Annotated in this window: 22 protein-coding genes; 11 read left to right on the top strand and 11 right to left on the bottom strand. The window is 63.4% G+C overall.

Annotated features, from left to right (window positions below; genetic code table 11):
- Window positions 1-43: 43 nt before the first annotated feature.
- The 4 genes from ENHY17A_RS13405 (at window position 44) to ENHY17A_RS13390 (ending at window position 3,832) form a co-directional block, all read left to right on the top strand.
- Entirely contained in the window at window positions 44-1,129 is a 1,086-nt protein-coding gene (locus ENHY17A_RS13405) for a Zn-dependent alcohol dehydrogenase (RefSeq protein WP_159713454.1), read from the top strand.
- Window positions 1,126-2,145, top strand: a complete 1,020-nt coding sequence (locus tag ENHY17A_RS13400) for a phosphotransferase family protein (RefSeq protein ID WP_159713452.1) — start codon at window positions 1,126-1,128, stop codon at window positions 2,143-2,145. The genes ENHY17A_RS13405 and ENHY17A_RS13400 overlap by 4 nt, the downstream gene beginning before the upstream one ends.
- Window positions 2,146-2,264: 119 nt before the next feature.
- Complete coding sequence (locus ENHY17A_RS13395) at window positions 2,265-3,032, top strand: SDR family oxidoreductase (RefSeq protein ID WP_159713450.1); 768 nt, start codon at window positions 2,265-2,267, stop codon at window positions 3,030-3,032.
- Window positions 3,032-3,832 carry an SDR family NAD(P)-dependent oxidoreductase gene (locus tag ENHY17A_RS13390; RefSeq protein WP_159713448.1) on the top strand — a complete coding sequence of 267 codons (801 nt, stop codon included), beginning with the start codon at window positions 3,032-3,034 and terminating at the stop codon, window positions 3,830-3,832. Before ENHY17A_RS13395 ends, ENHY17A_RS13390 begins: the two co-directional genes overlap by 1 nt.
- An 18-nt stretch (window positions 3,833-3,850) precedes the next feature.
- Here the strand turns inward: ENHY17A_RS13390 and ENHY17A_RS13385 are convergent, their stop codons facing one another.
- The 5 genes from ENHY17A_RS13385 to cobA are packed head-to-tail and all read right to left on the bottom strand — an operon-like array spanning window position 3,851 to window position 7,759.
- Window positions 3,851-4,630, bottom strand: coding sequence for a phosphoadenylyl-sulfate reductase (locus ENHY17A_RS13385; RefSeq protein ID WP_159713446.1), 780 nt, complete (start codon window positions 4,628-4,630; stop codon window positions 3,851-3,853).
- Window positions 4,623-5,048 (bottom strand): DUF934 domain-containing protein, encoded by a 426-nt coding sequence (locus ENHY17A_RS13380; RefSeq protein ID WP_159713444.1) that lies wholly within the window; start codon window positions 5,046-5,048, stop codon window positions 4,623-4,625. The genes ENHY17A_RS13385 and ENHY17A_RS13380 overlap by 8 nt, the downstream gene beginning before the upstream one ends.
- Window positions 5,041-6,675 carry a nitrite/sulfite reductase gene (locus ENHY17A_RS13375; protein ID WP_159713442.1) on the bottom strand — a complete coding sequence of 545 codons (1,635 nt, stop codon included), beginning with the start codon at window positions 6,673-6,675 and terminating at the stop codon, window positions 5,041-5,043. Before ENHY17A_RS13375 ends, ENHY17A_RS13380 begins: the two co-directional genes overlap by 8 nt.
- Window positions 6,675-6,971 (bottom strand): DUF2849 domain-containing protein, encoded by a 297-nt coding sequence (locus ENHY17A_RS13370; RefSeq protein ID WP_159713440.1) that lies wholly within the window; start codon window positions 6,969-6,971, stop codon window positions 6,675-6,677. The genes ENHY17A_RS13375 and ENHY17A_RS13370 overlap by 1 nt, the downstream gene beginning before the upstream one ends.
- The gene (cobA, locus tag ENHY17A_RS13365; protein ID WP_159713438.1) at window positions 6,968-7,759 is read right to left on the bottom strand and encodes a uroporphyrinogen-III C-methyltransferase; all 792 of its coding nucleotides are present in this window, start codon (window positions 7,757-7,759) and stop codon (window positions 6,968-6,970) included. The genes ENHY17A_RS13370 and cobA overlap by 4 nt, the downstream gene beginning before the upstream one ends.
- A gap of 222 nt (window positions 7,760-7,981) precedes the next feature.
- Between cobA and ENHY17A_RS13360 the strand changes: the two genes are divergently transcribed.
- On the top strand, window positions 7,982-8,206 hold the full coding sequence (locus tag ENHY17A_RS13360; protein WP_159713436.1) for a hypothetical protein: 225 nt from the start codon (window positions 7,982-7,984) through the stop codon (window positions 8,204-8,206).
- Between the two features lie 18 nt (window positions 8,207-8,224).
- On the opposite strand, the gene astD is transcribed toward ENHY17A_RS13360, so the two are convergent.
- Window positions 8,225-9,637 carry a succinylglutamate-semialdehyde dehydrogenase gene (astD, locus tag ENHY17A_RS13355; RefSeq protein WP_159713434.1) on the bottom strand — a complete coding sequence of 471 codons (1,413 nt, stop codon included), beginning with the start codon at window positions 9,635-9,637 and terminating at the stop codon, window positions 8,225-8,227.
- Window positions 9,638-9,683: 46 nt separating this feature from the next.
- Window positions 9,684-11,063: a protein adenylyltransferase SelO family protein gene (locus ENHY17A_RS13350; RefSeq protein ID WP_159713432.1), complete on the bottom strand. Its 1,380-nt coding sequence runs from the start codon at window positions 11,061-11,063 to the stop codon at window positions 9,684-9,686.
- An 18-nt stretch (window positions 11,064-11,081) separates the two neighbouring features.
- On the opposite strand from ENHY17A_RS13350, the gene ENHY17A_RS13345 reads away from it, so the two are divergent.
- From ENHY17A_RS13345 to ENHY17A_RS13335, 3 genes are all read left to right on the top strand, one after another.
- On the top strand, window positions 11,082-11,981 hold the full coding sequence (locus tag ENHY17A_RS13345; protein ID WP_159714660.1) for an alpha/beta fold hydrolase: 900 nt from the start codon (window positions 11,082-11,084) through the stop codon (window positions 11,979-11,981).
- Between the two features lie 143 nt (window positions 11,982-12,124).
- Window positions 12,125-13,264 carry a glycosyltransferase family 4 protein gene (locus ENHY17A_RS13340; RefSeq protein WP_159713430.1) on the top strand — a complete coding sequence of 380 codons (1,140 nt, stop codon included), beginning with the start codon at window positions 12,125-12,127 and terminating at the stop codon, window positions 13,262-13,264.
- Window positions 13,265-13,336: 72 nt separating this feature from the next.
- On the top strand, window positions 13,337-14,740 hold the full coding sequence (locus tag ENHY17A_RS13335; protein ID WP_159713428.1) for an NAD(P)H-dependent flavin oxidoreductase: 1,404 nt from the start codon (window positions 13,337-13,339) through the stop codon (window positions 14,738-14,740).
- A gap of 139 nt (window positions 14,741-14,879) precedes the next feature.
- Here the strand turns inward: ENHY17A_RS13335 and ENHY17A_RS13330 are convergent, their stop codons facing one another.
- Complete coding sequence (locus tag ENHY17A_RS13330; protein WP_328799153.1) at window positions 14,880-15,368, bottom strand: PilZ domain-containing protein; 489 nt, start codon at window positions 15,366-15,368, stop codon at window positions 14,880-14,882.
- An 81-nt stretch (window positions 15,369-15,449) separates the two neighbouring features.
- Window positions 15,450-16,457 carry a 2-hydroxyacid dehydrogenase gene (locus tag ENHY17A_RS13325; RefSeq protein WP_159713424.1) on the bottom strand — a complete coding sequence of 336 codons (1,008 nt, stop codon included), beginning with the start codon at window positions 16,455-16,457 and terminating at the stop codon, window positions 15,450-15,452.
- Between the two features lie 94 nt (window positions 16,458-16,551).
- Here ENHY17A_RS13325 and ENHY17A_RS13320 point away from each other — a divergent pair, with 94 nt between their 5' ends.
- Entirely contained in the window at window positions 16,552-17,040 is a 489-nt protein-coding gene (locus tag ENHY17A_RS13320; protein ID WP_159713422.1) for an SH3 domain-containing protein, read from the top strand.
- 114 nt (window positions 17,041-17,154) lie between these two features.
- Here the strand turns inward: ENHY17A_RS13320 and ENHY17A_RS13315 are convergent, their stop codons facing one another.
- On the bottom strand, window positions 17,155-18,897 hold the full coding sequence (locus ENHY17A_RS13315) for an SLC13 family permease (RefSeq protein ID WP_236547977.1): 1,743 nt from the start codon (window positions 18,895-18,897) through the stop codon (window positions 17,155-17,157).
- Window positions 18,898-18,909: 12 nt separating this feature from the next.
- Complete coding sequence (locus ENHY17A_RS13310; protein WP_159713420.1) at window positions 18,910-20,097, bottom strand: acetyl-CoA C-acyltransferase; 1,188 nt, start codon at window positions 20,095-20,097, stop codon at window positions 18,910-18,912.
- Window positions 20,098-20,216: 119 nt separating this feature from the next.
- On the opposite strand from ENHY17A_RS13310, the gene ENHY17A_RS13305 reads away from it, so the two are divergent.
- Together ENHY17A_RS13305 and ENHY17A_RS13300 are read left to right on the top strand one after the other, a co-directional pair.
- Complete coding sequence (locus tag ENHY17A_RS13305; protein ID WP_201296405.1) at window positions 20,217-20,507, top strand: hypothetical protein; 291 nt, start codon at window positions 20,217-20,219, stop codon at window positions 20,505-20,507.
- Window positions 20,500-21,915 carry a coniferyl aldehyde dehydrogenase gene (locus ENHY17A_RS13300; protein WP_159713418.1) on the top strand — a complete coding sequence of 472 codons (1,416 nt, stop codon included), beginning with the start codon at window positions 20,500-20,502 and terminating at the stop codon, window positions 21,913-21,915. The genes ENHY17A_RS13305 and ENHY17A_RS13300 overlap by 8 nt, the downstream gene beginning before the upstream one ends.
- Window positions 21,916-22,056: the final 141 nt, after the last annotated feature.

Here is a 22,056-nt window from a genome sequence, read left to right as displayed (position 1 = left end):
AATGACGATATTCGGGCGTGTTTTGTAGAGGATGAGGAATAGCGTGAAAGCAGCCGTTCTGTTCGAGGCGAAACGCCCGCTTGAGATCGCCGAGGTGGTGGTCGACAAGCCCGGCCCGCGCGAGGTGCTGATCCGCACCGCCGCGGTCGGCGTGTGCCGATCCGACCTGCATTTCGTCGATGGCAGTTTCCCGCATCCCATGCCCACCGTACCCGGCCATGAAGCGGCGGGCGTGGTCGAGGCGGTGGGTGAGGGGGTGTCGAGCGTGAAGCCCGGCGATCACGTCATCACCTTCTTCACCGTCTTCTGCGGCAGTTGCGAAATGTGCATAACCGGGCGACCGTCGCTGTGCGTCGATCCTTCGACCCGGCGGGCCAAAGATGCGCCGCCGCGACTGAAGCTGAAAAACGGTCAGGCACTCGCGCCGTTCCTCAACCTGTCGGCCTTTGCCGAAATGATGCTGGTGCATGAGAATGCGTGTGTCGCGATTTCGAAGGACATGCCGCTCGACCGCGCGGCACTGCTCGGCTGCGCGGTGATCACCGGTGCGGGATCGGTGTTCAACGACAGCAAGGTGAAACCGGGCGAAAGCGTTGCGGTGATCGGTGCGGGCGGCATCGGTCTGTCGGCGATCAACGCCGCCAAGATCGCGGGCGCGGGCCAGATCATCGCAATCGATCCGGTGCCGGAAAAGCGCGCGCTTGCCGAAAAGATGGGCGCGACCCACACGCTCGACGCCAATGTGGCCGGCCTGATGAAATCGGTGCTCGCCCTGTCGGATGGCGGCGTCCATTATGCCATCGAGGCGGTCGGGCGGTCGAACACCGCGGAGCTTGCGTGGAACATATTGCGCCGCGGCGGCACCGCGACGATTCTGGGGATGATTGCACCCGGTAACGAAGTGAAGATTGCGGGTCCTACCTTTCTGACCGGCAAGAAGCTGCAAGGATCGCTGCTCGGATCGACGCAATTCCCCATCGATATGCCGCGGCTGGTCCAGATGTATCTCGACGGCAAGCTCGACCTCGACACGATGGTCGCTGAGCGGATTGCGCTTGAGGACATCAACGATGCGCTCGCCAAATTGCGTACCGGCGACACCGCGCGTTCGATCATCATGTTCCAATGACGCAGGATCTCGACACCGCCCGGCTGACCGACTGGATGGCAGCGAACGTTGCCGGGTTCGAAGGGCCGCTGACTTACCAGAAATTTGAGGGGGGGCAGTCCAATCCGACTTATCGCATCGATGCCGCGTCTGGCCGCTACGTTCTGCGGCGCAAGCCCTTCGGACCGCTGCTGCCGTCCGCTCATGCGGTGGACCGCGAGTATCGCCTGATCGCGGGGCTTCACCCCACCGGCTTTCCGGTCGCCAAGCCTTATGGGCTTTGCGAGGATGATGCGGTCATCGGTTCGGCCTTTTACATCATGGAAATGATCGAGGGGCGCACGCTGTGGGACGGCACGCTGCCCGACATGGCGCCTTCCGACCGCCGTGCGCACTACGACGCGATCGTCGATACCCTCGCCGATCTGCACGCGGTCGATTACGAGGCGGCGGGGCTGGGGAGTTACGGCAAACCCGGCAATTATTTCGAACGCCAGGTCGCGCGCTGGACGAAGCAATACCGGATGAGCCAGACCGACGATCTGCCGGAGGCCGAGGCGCTGATCAAATGGCTGCCGCGCACCGTGCCCGAACAGACGCGGACCAGCATCGTCCACGGCGATTACCGGATCGACAATATGATCTTTGCGCCCGACGGACCTCAAATTCGCGCGGTGCTCGACTGGGAGCTCTCGACACTCGGCGATCCGCTCGCCGACTTTGCCTATTTCGCGATGAACTGGGTGACCGAGCCGGAAGGACGTTCGGGGGTGAAGGGTGTGAATGGCGGCGAAACCGGTATCCCGACGATCGAGGACATCACGGCGCGCTATTGCGAACGCACCGGCCGCGACGGCGTCCCCGATCTTAACTGGTATTTCAGCTACAATCTGTTCCGTCTGATGGGCATCGTCCAGGGGATCAAGAAGCGGGTGATCGACGGCAATGCGTCGAACGCGCAGGCTGAGGCGACAGCGGCGCGGGTGCCGGGGCTGGCACAGGCGGCCTGGGAATTTGCGGTGAAGGCGGGGGCGTGAGACATTCCCCTCCCGCTCGCGGGAGGGGTTAGGGGAGGGCATGTCGCTCTCCTATAGAAATACCGCTCGCGGAAGACAGGCCCTCCCCCGGCCCCTCCCGCAAGCGGGAGGGGAGAAGCATGAAAAACCTGTTCGACCTGACCGGAAAGGTCGCCATCGTCACCGGTTCGTCGCGCGGGATCGGCAAGGCGTCTGCGGAGGCACTCGCGGCGCATGGCGCAAAGGTCGTCATCTCCAGTCGCAAGCAGGAAGCGTGCGACGAGGTCGCCGCCGCGATCAACGCCGAACATGGCGACGGCACCGCGATCGCCATTGCCGCCAGCATATCGGATAAAGCCGCGCTCGAACGACTCGTTGTCGAGACCCGTGCTGCATTCGGCCGCATCGACATCCTCGTCTGCAACGCGGCGTCCAACCCCTATTACGGACCGCTTGCGGGCATCGAGGACGATCAGTTTCGCAAGATCCTTGATAACAATGTTCTCTCAAACCACTGGTTGATCCAGCAGGTCGCGCCCGAAATGTGCGAGCGAAAGGATGGAGCGATCATCATTGTGTCGTCGATCGGCGGGCTTCGCGGATCGCCGGTGATCGGCGCATACAACGTCTCAAAGGCAGCCGACTTCCAGCTCGCCCGCAACTATGCGGTCGAATACGGGCCGGACAATGTGCGCGTGAACTGCATCGCGCCGGGGCTGATCCGCACCGATTTCGCCCGCGCTTTGTGGGAAGACCCGGAGCGCGAGAAACAGACCAACCGGTCCACCCCGCTCCGCCGCATCGGCGAGCCGCACGAAATTGCGGGCGCAGTCGTCTATCTCGCCTCGCCCGCGGCGGCGTTCATGACCGGACAGGCGATGGTGATCGATGGCGGGGTAACAATCTGATGGCGCGGTTCCAGAACAAGTCGATCGTCGTCACCGGCGCCGGATCGGGCATCGGTCGCGCCGCGTCATTGCTGTTCGCTGCTGAAGGTGGACACGTGCTTGCCGCCGATGTCACCGAAGGCGTCGATGAAACCGTGGCGATGATCGCGGCCCAAGGCGGTACCGCGCGGGCGATCCGCGCCGATGCCGGACACGAACCGGCGGTGATCCGGATGATCGACGCCGCCGTGGAAGCGCATGGCGGCATCGACGTGATCTTCGCCAATGCCGGCATCTCGGGCGGCATGGCCAACATCTTCGACACCGATGTCTCGCTGTTTACCGAAGTTCTGCGCGTCAATTTGATCGGGCCGTTCCTTGCCATCAAACATGGCGCGCCCAGGATCGCCGAGCGCGGCGGCGGTGCGATCGTGCTGACCGCCAGTGTCGCGGGCATTCGATCGGGTGCGGGCAGTCCGGCCTATTCGGCGTCCAAGGCAGGCGTGATCAATCTCGCCGCGGTCGCGGCCCAGCAGCTTTCGGGTTCGAATATACGCGTCAACGCGCTCTGCCCCGGTTTGACCGAGACGGGCATGACCAAGCCGACCTTCGATTATGCCCGCGATGCCGGGAAAATGGATAGGGTGGGACGCCTAAATCCGTTGAAACGCGGTGCGCAGGCGGATGAACTGGCACGTGCGGCGCTGTTTCTGGCGTCCGATGACGCGAGCTATGTCAATGGTCAGGCGCTGGCGGTCGATGGGGGACTGTCGTCGAGCCACCCGGTCACGCGTCAGGAATATGGGCAAACCGCGGTGTAGCCAAACACGGCGGGAGGCTCAGAAACTTGGCTGATCGGGATCGCCGTCCGGGATTGGCGTGTGAATACCACATTCGGTTTTTTCCCAACCGCGCCAACGGCCTGAACGTGGATCTTCACCCGGCGCGACCTTGCTGGTGCAGGGCGCGCAGCCGACCGAGGGGTAGCCCTTATCTTCGAGCGGATGGCGCGGCAGATCGTGTTCGGTGAAATAGGCGTCAAGCTGTTCACGCGACCATGTGACGATGGGGTTGACCTTCAGCCGACCGGCGGCATCCGAGGTGTCAAGTTCAAACCGCGGCAAAGTCGCGCGGGTTGCGGCCTGAAATGCCTTGCGCCCGGTAAATGTGGCGTCGAACCCGGCAAGGGCCTTTTCGAGTGGCAATACCTTGCGAATTTCGCAGCAGCCGTCGGGGTCGTAGGACCAGCGAAGGCCGTTCTCGTCCTTCTTCGCCAGCATGTCCGGATCGGGGTGTAAGTTGCGCAGTCCCGTCAGCCCCAGTCGATCGACGAGTTCATCGCGATACGCCAGGGTTTCGGGGAAATGCTTGCCGGTTTCCAGAAACAAGACGGGCACGCTGGCATCGACCGAGGCGATCAGGTGGAGCAGCACTGCCGATTCCACGCCGAACGATGATACGACCGCGACATCGCCAAGCATGTTTTCGCCCAGCACCGTGCGCAGCATCTCTTGCGTATCGACCCCGCGGAACATGTTGTTCAGCCGGTGCGCGTCCGCCGCGGTGAAGCGGGGACGCGTGTCGATCACGTCGATGCGGCGCGCGGTTGCCTCAGCCATGCCGCAGCTTCCACACCGGCACGACGCCGTCCGCCGCCGATTGATAGAGATAGTCATAGCGGTCGAGCGCGCGCGCTAGCACGGCTTCGTCGACAGGCGCTTCGGGTGCGAAGCTGTCGAAGCCGCAGCGGCGCATGAATGGAATTTGATCGACCAGTACGTCGCCCTGCGCGCGGAGCTCGCCGGTATAGCCGTTCTCGCGGAGCACGCGCGCAGCGGTGTAGCCGCGACCGTCGCGATAGCCGGGGAAGGCCACCTCCACCATCTCAAGCCGCGACAAGTGCGGGATCAACGCACGCGCGTCCTCGCCAGCTTCCAGTCGCACCGCGCTTGCATCGTCCTGGGTCAGGAACGCGTCGAGCGTGACGGCGGGTTCTTCATGCGCGGCATCGTCGCGATAACGGAGGAAATCACCCATAAATCGCCTCCTTGAACGGCTGCATTCCAACGCGGCGATAGGTGTCGACGAAGCGTTCGCCGCCCTCGCGTTCGCGCAAATAGACATCGGTCGCCTTTTCGATCGCATCGACGATGCCGTCCTCCGAGAAACCGGGGCCGGTTATCTTGGCGAGGCTGACATCCTCGGCACCCGATCCGCCGAACAGCAATTGATAGTTTTCGACGCCTTTGCGATCGACGCCCAATATGCCGATGTGCCCGGCATGATGGTGGCCGCAAGCGTTGATGCAGCCCGAAATCTTGAGCTTCAGTTCGCCCAATTCGCGCTGACGCCCCAGATCGGCGAAACGCGCCTGAATCTTCTGCGCAACGGGAATCGAACGTGCATTGGCCAGGCTGCAATAATCCAGGCCGGGGCAGGCGATGATGTCACTGATCAGGTCGATATTGGCGTCCGCCAACCCGGCTTCGTTCAGCGCCGTCCACACCGCGTATAGATCGGCGGTGCGAACATGCGGCAGAACGATGTTCTGGGCGTGTGTGACGCGCAATTCGTCGAAGCTGTAGCGTTCCGCGAGATCGGCCATCAGGTCGATCTGATCGGCAGACGCGTCGCCGGGAATGCCCGCGGTCGGTTTCAGGCTGATCGTGACGATCGAATAGCCGGATGCCTTGTGCGCGACGACATTCTGATCGATCCACACCGCGAAATCGGGGTCGCTGCGGTCGATGTCGGTCGGGGCATCGGTTTCGAACGCGGGGTCGGCGAAATAGGCGGCGATGCGGTCGAATTCAGCCTGGGGCGGATCGATCCCGAGCGCCTTTACCGCGACAAACTCCTCTTCGACCTGACGCGCATATTCTTCCGGCCCGAGGTCACCGACCAGGATTTTGATCCGTGCCTTGTAGATATTGTCGCGGCGGCCGTGGCGATTGTAGACGCGCAGGCACGCTTCGAGATAAGACAGCAAGTCAGCAATCGGCACGAAGGCCTTGATTTCGGGCGCGATCATCGGCGTGCGGCCCATGCCGCCACCGACGAAGATGCGCGCGCCATACTCTCCGTCCGCGTTTCGCACGATCTCTATGCCGATATCGTGGAGCCGCATCGCCGCGCGATCCTCAGTCGCGGCGATCACCGCGATCTTAAACTTGCGCGGCAAATAACTGAATTCGGGGTGAAAACTGCTCCATTGGCGAATCAGTTCGGCCCATGGGCGCGGATCGGTCACCTCATCGGCGGCGGCTCCGGCAAACTGATCGGAGGAGATATTGCGGATGCAATTGCCGCTGGTCTGGATCGCGTGCATCTCGACCGAGGCGAGGTCGGCAAGGATATCGGGCGCCTCGTCCAGCTTGATCCAGTTATACTGGATGTTCTGTCGCGTGGTGAAATGACCGTATCCGCGATCATATTTGCGCGCGATATGCCCCAGCATCCGCATCTGGCGGCTGTCGAGCGTGCCATAGGGCACCGCAACGCGCAGCATATAGGCGTGGAGCTGAAGGTAGAGCCCGTTCATCAGCCGCAGCGGTTTGAACTGCTCCTCCGACAACGCGCCGGACAAACGGCGTTCCACCTGATCGCGGAATTCGGCGACGCGGGCATCGACGATGCTCTGGTCGTACTGGTCATATTTATACATCAGATCACCCAGTTGCCGGCGTGGGGGTCGGCAGGTTTCAGCGTCAGATCGGGCCGCACCGTCGGGCCGAGCGCGCGGACGCGGTCCTTGATATGCGCAGGCCGCGGCCCCTCGGGCGTTGCGGTCGCGTCGATGACATAGGGGACGTTGACGCGGCGCGCGCCTTCCTCGGCGCGGGCGATGCTTTCGCCGCCTTCGCCGACGTCGATCGCATCCTCGACATGGCGCGACCAGCCTTGACCGTTCCACCACACCACATCGCCTGTGCCCAGATCGTTTCCGGTCAGGATTTTCATGACGCCATCGCCTCGGCTGCCTTGGCCCAGCTCAACAGTTTATCCTCGGCGTCGGCGAGCAGCGCCACTTCGCCGACGACGATGATCGCCGGGCTCTGCACGTCCTCGCGACCGACCATCGGGCCGAGATCGGCAAGCAATGTCCGCAGCGCCCGTGCGCCATCGCAGGTGCCCTTTTCCAGCACTGCAACCGGCATGTCGGGGGCGACGCCATCGGCGATCAGTTTGTCGGCGATATCGGCGGCGGTCGCGACGCCCATATAGATGACGAGCGTGCGGCCCTTGCCCGCTAGCCCCGACCAATTCTGTTCGGACAATCCCTTGCACTGCCCCGCGACGAAGCTGACCGCGCTCGACCAGTCGCGGTGGGTGAGGGGGAGCATTGCCTGCGCCGCGCAGCCGAGCGCGGCAGAGACGCCGGGAATGACCTCGACCGGCAAGCCCGCCGCGCGGACCGCTTCGACTTCCTCGCCGCCGCGCCCGAAAATGAAGGGATCGCCGCCCTTCAACCGGATGACGCGCTGGCCCAGCTTCACATGCGCGACGATCAGCGCGTTGATGCCGTCCTGGGGCACGGTATGCCGCGACCGTTTCTTGGCGACGGATATACGCAGCGCGTGCGGTGGCGCGATGTCGATCACGCGAGAATCGACCAGCCCGTCATGGACGACGACATCGGCGGATTTCAGCGCTTCGACGGCGCGGACGGTCAGCAGGCCGGGATCGCCCGGACCGGCACCGACCAGAATGACGCGGCCACGCGCGTTGGGATCGAGGAGACTAGCCATGAAAGGGAGATGGGCGCGACCACGAGTCATCTCAAATGATGGTTGCTTGGGGAACGCCTAGCCAAACTTGGGTCGAGGATGAAAACCTAGGTTTCGACACTAGCCAGAGCCGTCATTCCCGCGAAAGCGGGAATCCATAACCGATGCCGAGGCATATGGATTCCCGCTTTCGCGGGAATGACGAAGTATCAATAAACTGGCGTCGGAGGGCACGCGTGCAGCGTGATGCGCATTACCCCGCGCCAGTTCGCAGGCGCGCGCATTCAGCTGCACGGCTTCGTCGATCAGGTCGGCGCTGAAATCGCCGGATTGGGAAACGGCAATGGCCAGGCAATTGCGGGCTTCATGCTGGAGCCGGTGGGCACGGGTGATGAAGCGGTTCAAACGACGCTGGGTAACGCCGATAATAAATCGTCCAGTTTCAATCTATTCCGCCGCTCACCGTAAATCCGCTGTGAAGTTAGATCAGCCGTCGCGCAAGCCGATGCCGATCGATGCGCGCGCCTGATCGGACTCGGACGAAACCACGGGATAGGCGCAGTAATCCGCGGCATAATAGGCGCTGGGCCGGTGATTGCCCGACCAGCCGATGCCGCCGAACGGTGCGCTGGACGACGCACCATTGGTCGGCTTGTTCCAGTTTACGATCCCGGCGCGGATGTTCGCCCAGAACCGGTCGTACAGTTGCGGCGTCTGGCTGATCAGGCTCGCCGACAGGCCGTAGCGCGTGTCGTTGGCGTGGCTGATCGCCTCGTCGAAATCCTGCGTCCGGATCACTTGGAGCAGGGGACCGAACAATTCGATATCGGGGCGTTCGCTGGCGTCGGTCATGTCGATCAGGCCGGGGGTCAGGAACGGGCGGTCGTCCATCAGGCGGCGCATATGTTTGATCGGCCGCCCGCCCCGCGTCGAGAGCGTCAGGAAGCTTTCGGTCAGCATGTCGGCGGTATCATTGTCGATCACTGGCCCCATAAAGGGCTGCGGGTCGGCATGCGGTTCGCCGATGATGATACGCGAGACGATCTTGTCGATCTCTGCCAGCAGCGGCTCGGCTAGCTTCTGATCGACGATCAACCGGCTGGCAGCGGTGCAACGCTGGCCCGCGGAAGTGAAGGCCGATTGCACGACCAGCACCGCGGCGGTGTAGAGGTCGGGCGTGTCCCACACGATGATCGGATTGTTGCCGCCCATTTCCAGCGCGAGGATCTTTTCGGGCTGGGCCGCGAACTGGCGGTTGAGCGCGATGCCGGTGCGTGCCGACCCCGTGAACAGCAGGCCGTCAATATCAGGATGTGCAGCTAATCCCTTGCCCTGATCGACGCCACCCAGCAGCAGCCGGATGCAGTTTTCGGGCACTCCCGCCTGGCGGTAACATTCGACTAGAAACTCGCCACTTGCGGGCGTTTTCTCGCTCGGTTTGAACACTACCGCATTGCCCGCCAGCAGGGCGGGGACAATGTGTCCGTTGGGCAGATGCGCGGGAAAATTATACGCGCCGAGCACCGCCAGCACACCGTGCGGCTTGTGACGCACCGAGAGGCGACCGCCTGCGGCCTCCTGCCGCCGCTGGCCCGTGCGCTCGGAATAGGAAGTGACCGAGATATCGACCTTGGCGATCACGGTTTCGACTTCGGTGCGCGCTTCCCATAGCGGCTTGCCGGTTTCGCGCGCGATGATGTCGGCAAAGGCATCGGTCTTGGCGCGGACGACATTGGCGAAGCGGCGCAGCGTTTCGATCCGGAAGGCGAGCGGCTTGGCCGCCCATTCGACCCAGCCTGCGCGTGCCGCGGCTATTTCGGCATCGGGATTGCCCGACACGCCGCGCCAGAGGATCGCGCCGGTCGCCGGTTCGGTGGAGATCAGTTCCTGTCCGCTCATATCTGCTCGCAATTGCACGAAATTCGGGGCGATGAAAGATGTGGCGTCATGCCAGCGCCTCGCCCAGCGCGCGGATTTGCGCGATCTTGGCGTGGAGGGGTGTCCAGTCGTCGCGGGTGTCGATCGCCGACCAGATGCCCTCGACGGTTTCGATGTGGAGATCGCATGGGGTGTCCGACCAATGTGGATGGCCGCGGCCCTTGCGCGGTGCGTAGGGGGCGAGGGCGGCGCGGGCTTCGTCGAAGCCAGGCATGTCGTCGGGAATTTGTCCGCCGAAGCTTTCGTGGAAGAAACGGTCGAGCGTGACGCCGCTGATGCGCAATCCGCGTTCGACGCTCTGCACCAGCGCCCGGTTTTCTTCGACCTCGCGCGGCTTGACGCCAAGCCGCCACAGCAACGCATCGCCGATGGCCGGCTGGTAATGGTCGCCGAACGTATCGAGCGCCGCGATCAGCGGCTCGGCCTCAACCAACTGGCGCAGGCTGACCGCGAGTTGCATCGTATCCCAGTGAATGGCCTCTGGCTGACGTCCAAAGGCGTAGAGCCCGGCATGATCGAAATAGGCGGCAGTGAAGGCCGGATCCCAGGCCTTGGCGAAGCGCCACGGGCCGTAATCGAAGCTCTCGCCCGTCACGTTGATGTTGTCGCTGTTGAGCACGCCATGGACGAATCCCGCCGCCATATAGGATGCGGCAAGTCTTGCGGTACGCTCGACGACCAGCGACAGCAGCCGGACGGGCGCGTCGTCGCCAGGCGTTTCGTCGAAAAGTTGCGTCAGCGTGTAATCGACCAGTTTCCGCAAGCCGTCTTCGTCGCGAAAATAGGCCAGCCGCTGGTACATGCCGATGCGGATATGGCTATGGCTGAGCCGGACCAGCACCGCGGAACGGGTGGGCGAGGGCTCGTCATTGCGCTCCAGCGCCTCGCCGGTTTCGATCAGCGAAAAGCTCTTCGACGTGTTGACCCCCAGCGCCTCGAGCATTTCGGTCGCAAGCACTTCGCGGACGCCGCCTTTCAGCGTCAGTCGCCCGTCGCCGAAGCGGCTATAGGGTGTCTGCCCCGATCCCTTGGTGCCCAGATCGAGCAGGCGTCCGCCGTCATCCCGCATCTGGGCGAACAGGAACCCGCGTCCATCGCCGATGTCGGGGTTGTAGGTGCGGAATTGATGCCCGTGATAGCGAAGCGCCAGCGGTTGCGGGAGATTGTCGGGGAGGGGTGCGAACCGCCCGAAATGCGTAAGCCAGTCGGCGTCCGTCAGCGCGCCCAGCCCGACGCCCTCGGCCCAGCGCTGATTGCGGTAGCGCAAGACCGTTTGCGGGAAATCGGCGGCTTCGACCGCATCGAAAAACCCGTCGCCCAGCGTCAGGATCGCGGGATCGGGGCGATAGGAGGCGGATGAAGGCAAGGCTTGCGGGGGAATGACCATGCGGCGATATGGGTGGCAATGCTGTCCACGCGCAACCCGCCCGCCGCCACGGTCCCCTATGTCGATGGCTATTGGTGGTCGAATGACGGGCTGCGGCTTCATTATCGCGACTATGCCGGGCGGGCCGATCGTCCTGCGATCCTGTGCCTGCCCGGACTGACACGCAACGTCCGAGATTTCGAGGGTGTGGCAGAGCGGCTCGCCGGCGACTGGCGGGTGATCGTCGTCAATCTGCGCGGACGCGGCGAAAGCGCGTTTGCCAAGGATCCGATGACCTATGTCCCGCTGACCTATGTGCAGGATCTGGAAGCGCTGCTCGGCGAACTTGCGCTGCCGGGGATCGTCGCGTTCGGCACCTCGTTAGGCGGCATATTGACGATGCTGCTCGCGGGGACGGCACGAAAGCGTTTCGCCGGCGTGCTGCTCAACGATGTCGGGCCTGATCTCGACGCGAAAGGACTTGCCCGCATCCGCACCTACGTCGGCAGACCCGCCACCTATCCCACCTGGATGCACGCCGCCCGCGGGGTACAGGAAGCGAATGCCGCGATTTATCCCGATTACGGGATCGAGGATTGGCTGGTGATGGCAAAGCGGCTCCACCGTCTTAATTCGGCAGGCCGGATCGTGCTCGATTACGACATGAAGATCGCCGAACCGTTCCGACTACCCGGAAGCGAGGCGGGGCCCGACATGTGGCGCGCGTTCGACGCGATGGGCGATGTGCCGATGCTGGTCGTGCGAGGAGAGAAGTCGGACATTCTGAACGCGAACGGGGCGCAGGCGATGATCGAACGCGCACCACAGGCCGAACTCGTGACGATCCCGCGCATCGGCCACGCACCGACGCTGGAGGAACCCGAGGCGGTGGCAGCGATCGACCGGCTGCTGGCGAAGGTCGCCGCCCGCACGCCATAAGCCGGGCGTACTCCTGCGGCAGCGGGAGCCCTTGGCAACCCGCGCTGGCGTTTGCCGCCAACGCTTCTCCTTTCGCAGGTGTATCGGGATAGCCGCTAGACAGGTGACGAACCCCGGATCACCCGTTAAGGGCAACCGCCAACATGGCGCTCAACATTCTCCATCTCCACTCCAGCTTTGGTCGCGGCGGCAAGGAAGCACGCGCGGTCCGGCTGATGAACGCATTCGGCAACAAAGCGCGGCATACCATCGTGTCGGGTGTGCCCGGAGAAACGAGTGCCTCCAGCTTGATCGCCAAGGGTATCAAGTGGGAAATCGAGATGGACCCGCCGCCGTTGACCGGCAAGCCTTCGGTCAAGCGATACGAGGCGATTGCCCGCTACATGCGGCGCTTCGATCTGGTGCTGACCTATAATTGGGGCGCGGTCGACGGGGTGATGGCCAAGCGGGTGTTTGGAACGAAGCCAGGCGCGCTGCCGCCGATCGTCCATCACGAGGATGGGTTCAACGCCGATGAAGCGGTGCGGTTGAGCCATGTCCGCAACCTGTATCGCCGGATGGCGCTGGGTGCGGCGGATGCGCTGGTGGTGCCGTCGCACCGGCTGGAGGCGATCGCGACCCGTTACTGGAAACAGCCTGCCGGCAAGGTGCATCGCATCTCCAACGGCATCCCGACCGGGCTATACGCAAAGCGCGCCGATCCCAAGGCGATCCCCGGCTTCAAGCGCAAGCCCGGAGAGATCGTGGTCGGCACCGTCGCAGGTCTGCGCGCGGTCAAGGATTTGCCGATGCTGGTACGCGCCGCCGCCGGCATGAACGCCAAGGTCCGCGTCGTCATCATCGGCGAAGGGCCGGAGCGCGAAAACATTCTCGAAGCAGCGGAGCTGATGGGGTTCGAGGACGAATTGCTGATGCCGGGTTTCCTGCCCGAACCGCATCGTTACATCGGCAATTTCGATATCTTTGCGTTGACTTCCAAGTCCGAACAGCAGCCGATCGCGGTGATGGAGGCGATGGCGGCGGGTCTGCCGATCGTATCGCCTGCGGTGGGTGATATTCATGCGATGGTGTCGGAGGACAATCAGCCGTTTGTATCGAAGGATTGGACCGCGGTTCGTTTGCGTGACCGCCTCGATGCGCTCGCCAAACACCCCGAAGTGCGTGCCCAGATCGGCGAGGCGAACCGCAAGCGGGCGAGTGCCGTTTTCGATGAAAAGGCGATGATCGCATCTTACGGCGCACTTTACTCGAATATAGTCGGGAAGCCGGGCGCGCTCGGTTGACGCCATAAAACTCGATTCGACCCGGCAATCGCGCTAGGGTCACGTCCAAACATATGTTCTGTCGGAGGTTGCGTGTTCAAAGGCCTGAAGCCCATCGTCTATAACGGCCAGGAAGTATGGCCCCTCGTCGAAGGCGGGAAAGGCGTGTCGGCCACCAACCACGCATCGGCCGGCGCATGGGCAGCAGCGGGCGGCATCGGCACGGTCAGCGCAGTCAACGCCGACAGTTACGATGCCGAGGGCAAGATCGTGCCCCAGGTGTATAAGGCGCTGACCCGGCGCGAGCGGCATGAAGAATTGATCACCTATGCCATCGACGGTGCCGTCGAGCAGGTGAAGCGCGCCTATGAAATGTCGAACGGCAAGGGCGCGATCAACATCAACGTGCTGTGGGAAATGGGCGGCGCTCAGCCCATCCTCCACGGTGTGCTGGAGCGCACGCGCGGCATGGTCGCGGGCGTCACGTGCGGCGCGGGCATGCCCTACAAGTTGAGCGAGATCGCGGCGTCGTACAATGTCAGCTATCTGCCGATCGTTAGTTCGGGCCGTGCTTTCCGCGCGCTTTGGAAGCGCGCTTATTCTAAGGCGGCGGAATATTTGTCGGCGGTTGTCTACGAAGACCCGTGGCTCGCGGGCGGTCACAACGGCCTGTCCAACGCCGAAGACCCGCGCGCCCCACAAGACCCCTATCCGCGCGTTAAGGCACTGCGCGAAACGATGCGCGAAGGTGGCATCGCCGACAGCGTGCCGATCGTGATGGCAGGCGGCGTCTGGTACTTGCGCGACTGGGAAAACTGGATCGACAATCCCGAACTTGGTCAGATCGCATTCCAGTACGGCACCCGGCCGTTGCTGACGCAGGAAAGCCCCATCCCCGAAGGCTGGAAGACCAAGCTCATGGAAATCCAGGAAGGCGATGTGCTGTTGCACCAGTTCTCGCCGACCGGTTTCTATTCGAGCGCGGTACGCAACCCGTTCCTGCGCAGCCTGGAAGGGCGTTCGGAACGCCAGATCGCGTTTTCGACGCAGGAGGCGGGCGATCATTTGTTCCAGCTCGACGTGGGGGTGAAGGGCAAGAATTTCTGGGTGACGCGCGGCGACCTGCTGCGTGCGCGCGAATGGTTCGGCCAGGGCTTCACCGATGCGCTGAAGACGCCCGACAATACTCTGGTGTTCGTGACGCCGCCCGAAAAGGCCGAAATCCGAAAGGACCAGGCCGATTGCATGGGGTGCCTGTCGCACTGCGCGTTTTCGTCGTGGAAGGACAGCGAGACCAATTCGACCGGGCGGCTGGCCGATCCGCGCAGCTTCTGCATACAAAAGACGTTGCAGGATATCGCGCATGGCGGCGACACCGATCAGAATTTGATGTTCGCCGGGCATTCGGCGTTCAATTTTCAGCGCGATCCGTTTTATTCCAACGGCTTCGTGCCGACCGTGAAGCAACTGGTCGATCGGATTCTGACTGGAGACTGATCCGGGCTCCCGTGGCGCCATCCCCGTTCGTTTCGAGCGAAGTCGAGAAACGTGGGACAAACGACCAGTAAGCGTTTCTCGACTTCGCTCGAAACGAACGGGGTGGGCGAGTGAAAAAAGCGAGCGGCCAGCTTGAGCGCTACCCCAGCGCGGTGGTCACCGGTTCCACGAAGCGCATCAGCGTTTCCCACAGGCTAAGCGCGAGCAGCGCCGCAACCCCGACCACCGCGCCGGTGATCGCGACGAATTGAAACACACGCGCGAATTGCCGACCCCGTTCCGCCGTCTCCGCCGGGCGGTGCGCGGCGACGCGGTCGCCCGTTCGGCGGTCCATGCCGGGTTTCCATCCCTTGGGTGGTCCCTTGGCATTTTCCATCAACTCGTCGAAATCGATGTCGTCCTGCGTTCGCACGCCAAAGAAACCGTCGCGTGCCCAGACCGCGCGCGCGACGATCGTCATGAAGGTCTTGCGAATTTCGATATAGGCACCAGGCGGCGGCGGCTCGTCGGACACGAGCATCAGACCGCGCGAGGACACGTTGCGAATCGACACGTCGCGCCAATCGGTGCCGACCCGCATCCGCGCGTTCACCAGCACCTTGCGTCGTGGTTCGCGCTGCTTGACGATAACTGTTGCTCCGACGCTCGACGATATACCGAATGGGATACCGGTATCAGCCGATTGAAATCAGAGCGTTACCCCGCATGGTTAACGCGGTGGCAACCAGCCCTCCAGCACCTGATCTGGCGGCCGATGTCCGTCGGCCCAGATGCGGATATTGGCGATGACCTTGTCGCCGGTCGCCTCTCGGCCCTCATAGGTGGCCGAACCCATGTGAGGGGTCATCACGACATTGGGCAGCGCCAGCAGCCGCGGGTCGATCGCTGGTTCATGCTGCCACACGTCGAGGCCTGCACCGGCAAGCTGCTTAGCTTCCAATGCTTCGACCAGTGCCTCTTCGTCGACGATCCCGCCACGTGACGCATTGATAACGAAGACATGGGGTTGCATCAGCGCGATGCGACGCGCGTCGATCATGTTCTGGCTATCACTGTTGAGCGGGGTATGGATGGTGACGATATCGGCTGCGCGCAGCAAGTCGTCGAAATCTTCCTGCCATGTCGCGGCCAGTTGCGCCTCCAGCACCGCAGGCAGGCGGTGGCGGTTGTGATAGTGGACCGACAGCCCGAACGCGCGCGCGCGCATCGCCACTGCCTGGCCGATCCGGCCCATGCCGATGATCCCCAGCGTCTTGCCACCGATACGGTGCCCCAACATCCCGCCCGGCGACCAGCCCTTCCATTCGCCCGAGCGGACCAGTTTCTCGCCCTCGGCCAGGCGGCGGGGGACCGACAGGATCAGCGCCATCGTCATGTCGGCAGTATCCTCGGTCAGCACGCCTGGCGTGTTGGTGACGACGATCCCGCGCGCGCGCGCAGCCCTCAGGTCGATATGGTTCACGCCCGCGCCGTAATTGGCGATCAGCTTCAACCGATCGCCGGACGCCGCGATCAGTTCCGCGTCGATCATGTCGGTGACGGTGGGGACCAACACGTCGCAATCGGCGACCGCGTTCAGCAACGCTTCCCGGTCCAGCTTGATATCTTCGGGATTGAGGGTCGCGTCGAACAGTTCCGCCATACGGGCCTCGACACGGTCGGGCAGGCCACGGGTGACGACGATGGCAGGACGGGCGAGGGGCGGGCGCTGTTCCATCCTGTATCGATGCGGCGCGCATCGGCCCCAGTCAACGGTTGAACCGTTCGCGGTTTCGGCGTTAGGGCTAAGTCACGAGACAAAGGGGATTTGAATGCGCAGCGTCGGATGGACGGCAATCATAAGCGGGGTCGCTTGCCTGTCGCTGGTCGCGATCGACGCTGCCGATGCGCAACGCCGCAAGCCGCCTTATTATGCCTCCGTCTCGGCAAGCGAAGCGCGAATGCGCACCGGACCGGGAAAGAATTATCCGGTCAGCTGGGAATATCGCCGCGCCGACCTGCCGATCAAGGTCGTCGATATCTATAAGGACTGGCGCAAGGTCGAGGATCCCGGCGGCACGCAAGGCTGGATGCAGGTCGGGTTGCTGGCCGACCGGCGCACCGCGATCGTCGTTGGTCAGGCGATCGAAATGCGCGCATCGGCATCGCCCGGTGCCCGGATCAACTGGCGCGCGGCCCCCGGCGTGGTCGGACGGATCAGCGACTGCGATCGCGGCTGGTGCCGCTATGAAGTCGGGCGTCGCAGCGGATATGTCCAGCAGGCACGGCTATGGGGCGTCGATCCCGGCGAGCGGCTTTAGGAAGACGAGCAATCCTTACTTGCCCGTCATTGCGAGCACGGCAAAGCAATCCAGGGCAGCAAGCGGATCGATGGATTGCTACGCTTCGCTCGCAACGACGAAGTCTGGTTCATCTCACCCATAGAATGCACTCAGCAGCGCAGCCGACCCGATCACGACGATCACCACCAAAGGCGCGCCCATCCGGGCATAGTCGGTGAATTTGTATCCGCCCGGTCCCATCACCAGCACGTTATTCTGATGTCCGATCGGGGTCAGGAAATCCGCAGAGGTGCCGATCAGAATCGCAATCAGCATCGCATCGACATCGATCCCCAAGGTGCGCGACACGCCGATCCCGAGTGGTGCCACGATAACGGCGGTCGCCACGTTGTTGATGAACATCGACAGGAGGATGGTGAGCGACGTCATCGCGGCCAGCACGACGAACATCGTCTGCCCTGCCATGTTTTCGCTCAACCAAGTCGCAACGATATCGGCAGCACCGCTGGTCTCGAAGCTTTGCCCGACCGGGATCATCGCACCGAGCAGGACGATCACGGGCCAGTCGATCGCCGAATAGCTTTCCTCCGACGGGATTAGCCTGAGCAAGGCGAGCAGCACCGCCGCCCCGACAAAGGCGACCGCCGCAGGAAGCACACCTGCAACCACCAATCCGATCGAGAACGCAAAGATGCCGATGATCGGCGCGGCTTTGCCGAACAGCAGCGATCGCTGGTCGAGCCGATCGATCTCCAGCAACCGAGCGCGGGCCATGAATTCGGCGATGTCGGCGGGTTCGCCTCGAACGAACAACTGGTCCCCGGCCTGGATCCGCATCATCGCCAGCGGCACTTTTTCCCGCGCGGCGCGCGGGCCCACCGCGACGACGCGCAGCTTTCCATCGCTGCGCAACCGGACATCTTCGTGGCTGATCCCGATCAGGAACGATCCGTGGGCCACCGCGACGCGTGCCGTGACTTCGGTATCGCTATCGGTGGCATAGGGCGATTCGAGTTCAGTCTGTTCCGCAACGGCGCGTTGGGCAGTGCGGGACAGGATCAGCATCCGATCCCCAGGCTCGACCATGGTGTCGCCGTTCAGCGACTGCCGCCTGCCATACCGGAACAACGCGAGAAGTCGTGCAGGCACCAGACGCAGATCGTCTTTCCAATCCGCCAGCGTGCGCGCGATCGTCCCGCCGGGGACGGTCAATTCGAAGACCCGCCACGGCGGCTTGATCTCCTTTTCCTCGGTTCGGCGCCCGGGCAACAGCCGCCATCCGATCAGGACGATGTACAGGATGCCGACCGCGCACACGATGGTTGCGACGGGCGTCATCGTGAAGAACCCAAACGGTTCACCGACCTGCTCGCGTCGCGCGGACGAAATGATGAGGTTGGCCGGGGTGCCGATCAAGGTGGTGGTGCCGCCCAGAATGGTGGCGAATGCCAGTGGCATCAGCGTCGCGGCGGGTGTCATCTTTGCGCGGCGCGCAATACCCGTCGCGATCGGCATGGTGATGACGAGCGCGGCGATGTTGTTCATGAACGCCGAAAGAAACGCGGCGACGACCAGCAGCATCGTCAGGCTGAGCGTGAAGCCCGCACGTTCGGGAATGATCCGTTGGGCGACGGCAGCGGCAATGCCGGAGAGTTCGATCGCTCGCCCGATCACCAGAACCGCTGCGACCGTAATCACGGCGGTATCGGCAAATCCTAAAAATGCTTCGCGCGGTGCGACCAGCCCCAATGCGATCGTGGCGATGAGCGCGAGCAACGCCACCAGATCGTGACGCACCCTGTCCGTGACGAACAGCGCCAACGCGCCGACCAACACCAATGTGCTGGCAAGCGCGGGATCGATCAGAAGCGGCACCCCCTCGCGTCCTTAGCGCATCATCTCGACGGCGATGGCGGTCGCCTCGCCCCCGCCGATGCAGAGCGAGGCGAGGCCGCGCTTCTGTCCGTTGGTTTCAAGTGCCGATAGCAATGTCGCCATGATCCGCGCGCCCGATGCGCCAATCGGATGGCCAAGCGCACACGCGCCGCCATGGATGTTGATGACGTCATGCCCGATCGACAGGTCACGCATCGCGATCATCGCGACGCAGGCAAAGGCTTCGTTGACTTCGAACAGATCGACGTCGCCGGTCTGCCAGTTCGCCTTTTCGAGCGCCTTTTGCATGGCGGAGACGGGCGCGGTGGTGAAGCGGGCAGGGGCATGGGCGTGCGCCGCATGGGACACGATGCGTGCCACCGGCTGAATGCCGAGCTTGTCCGCGACCGACTGACGCGTCATCACCAGCGCTGCAGCGCCATCGGAAATCGAGGAGGCGTTGGCGGCGGTGATCGTGCCGTCCTTTGAAAAAGCGGGCTTGAGCGTCGGGATTTTGGCGACGTCGCCCTTCAGCGGCTGTTCGTCGAGGCTGATCGTCTCGCTACCCTTGCGCCCCTTCACCTCGACCGCGACGATCTCGCGGTCAAAGCCGCCCGATTTCTGCGCCTTTTGCGCCCGTTCCAGGCTGGCGACGGCATAATCGTCCTGCGCGGAGCGGGTGAATTGATACTCGGCGGCGGTTTCCTCGGCAAAACTGCCCATTGCGCGCCCCGGCTCATAGGCATCTTCCAGGCCATCGAGGAACATGTGATCCATCAGCTTGTCATGCCCGATCCGCGCACCCGCACGGTGCCGCATCGACAGATATGGCGCGTTGGTCATGCTCTCCATTCCGCCTGCGACCATCAGGTCAACCGAACCTGCGCCGAGCGCTTCTGCCGCCATGATCGCGGCCTGCATCCCGCTGCCGCACATCTTGTTGAGCGTCGTGGCCTCGACATGGCTTGGCAGGCCAGCGCCGAGTGCGGCCTGACGCGCGGGGGCCTGGCCCAATCCGGCGGGCAACACGCAGCCCATATAGATGCGCTCGATCGTCTCTCCGCTCACCCCGGCGCGTTCCAGTGCACCGCGCACGGCGGCGGCGCCCAATTCTGTCGCGCTCGCGCCCGACAGGCACCCTTGAAAACTGCCCATCGGCGTGCGGGCATAGGACAGGATGACGATCGGATCGGCGGACATGGCGGGGCTCCCCAAAAACTGTTTCGCCCGCTTTCACCAAGCCGACATGCTTTTGCAAGCGGACCCTTCGAACGAAGGCGGCGTTGGGGGCGTTCCAACGGGGGTAAAGGAAAAGGCGCATGGAAGACGATCCGCTGGTGCAGGGCATCAAATGGGCGGCAACGATCAGCGGCATCATTGCCGCCTTCATGGTGTCGCTCGACAGCGGGCGGCGGGTGACGGGATGGGGATTCGTGATCTTCGTCGGATCGTCGATCGCGTGGATTGTGGCGTCGGTGATGGCAGGCGACGGCGCGCTCGGCACGCAGAATGCGGTGCTGTTCGGGATCAACATCTTTGGCGTATACCGGTATCTGATCCGCAAGACCGAGCCGGGCGGCGGCGAGCAGGGGAGTGGCGCGAATGGCTGATCTGAACGACATACTCGCAACGCAGCGCGCGGCCTTCATGGACGAGCTCCCTGTCACCGCCGCGACGCGCAAGGACCGGCTGAGCCGCGCCATTGCGATGATCGACGCCAATGGCGAACGCTTCTGCGACGCGCTGTCCGAGGATTTCGGCCATCGCAGCCGCGAACAATCGATGATCACCGACATTGCGGCGTCGATCACACCGCTCAAACATGCACGCAGCCATGTCGACAAATGGATGCGCGACGAACGGCGCCCGGTGCTATTCCCGCTGGGGCTGCTCGGCGCGAAAGGGCGCATCGAGTATCAACCCAAGGGGGTGGTCGGGGTGATTTCGCCCTGGAACTTCCCGGTCAATCTGGTGATGGGGCCGCTGGCGGGGATCTTCGCGGCTGGCAACCGGGCGATGGTCAAGACGTCCGAATTCACACCGACGGTCGCCGCCTTGTTCGAAGAGGTCGCGCCGCAATTCTTCGACGACAGCGAACTGGCATTCGTCAGCGGCGGGCCGGAGGTGGGAAAGGCGTTCGCGTCCTTGCCCTTCGATCACCTGATCTTCACCGGCGCGACCGGAATCGCCAAGCATATCCTCCACGCCGCCGCCGACAATCTGGTGCCGGTGACGCTGGAATTGGGCGGCAAATCGCCCGTCATTCTGGGCAAGGGCGCGGACGTCGCCAAGGCGACCGAGCGCGTCGCGATGGGCAAGATGCTCAACGCCGGGCAAATATGTCTCGCCCCCGATTACATGCTGGTGCGTGAGGATCAGGAAGCGGCGGCAGTCGAAGGGCTGAAATCTGCGGCATCGGCGATGTATCCGACCTTGCTCGCCAATCCCGATTACACTGCGATCATCAGCGATCGGCATCACCAGCGCCTGTCCGACTGGATCGACGATGCGCGGGGCAAAGGCGCGGAGGTCATCACCGTCAATCCTGCGAACGAGGATTTCGGCGGGTCGAACAGCCGCAAGATGCCGCTGACCATCGTCCGCGGCGCGACCGACGACATGACGTTAATGCAGGAGGAAATCTTTGGCCCCATCCTGCCGGTGCGGACCTATGCCGGGATCGACCACGCGATTGGCGAAGTGAACCGCCGCGACCGCCCGCTGGCGCTCTATTATTTTGGTCCGGACGGGGACGAGCGACGCCGCGTGCTCGACCGCACCATTTCGGGCGGGGTGACGCTCGACGACGTGGTCTTCCATGTCAGTCAGGAGGAGCTGCCATTCGGCGGTATCGGGCCGTCGGGGATGGGGAGTTATCACGGGCATGACGGGTTCCGGACGTTCAGCCATGCGCGCAGCGTGTTCCAGCAATCGAAGCTGGATGTGGCCAAGCTGGGTGGGCTTAAGCCGCCCTATGGCCCGACGACCAAGAAGGCGATCGCTCGGCTGATGAAGTAGCGCTCGGAGCCGCCCCCGTCACCCCGGCCGTAGTGCCGGGGTCCACTGTGCCGCTCGCGCAGCGTCAGCGCTTCTTGTCTTAGCATTTGCCGCCCGGTGGACCCCGGCACCTTGGCCGGGGTGACGGTGTGGGTGGGGGCC

The organism is Sphingomonas sp. AX6, from assembly GCF_902506605.1.
Taxonomy (GTDB): Bacteria; Pseudomonadota; Alphaproteobacteria; order Sphingomonadales; family Sphingomonadaceae; genus Sphingomonas.
This window is presented reverse-complemented; position numbering and strand designations above follow the sequence as displayed.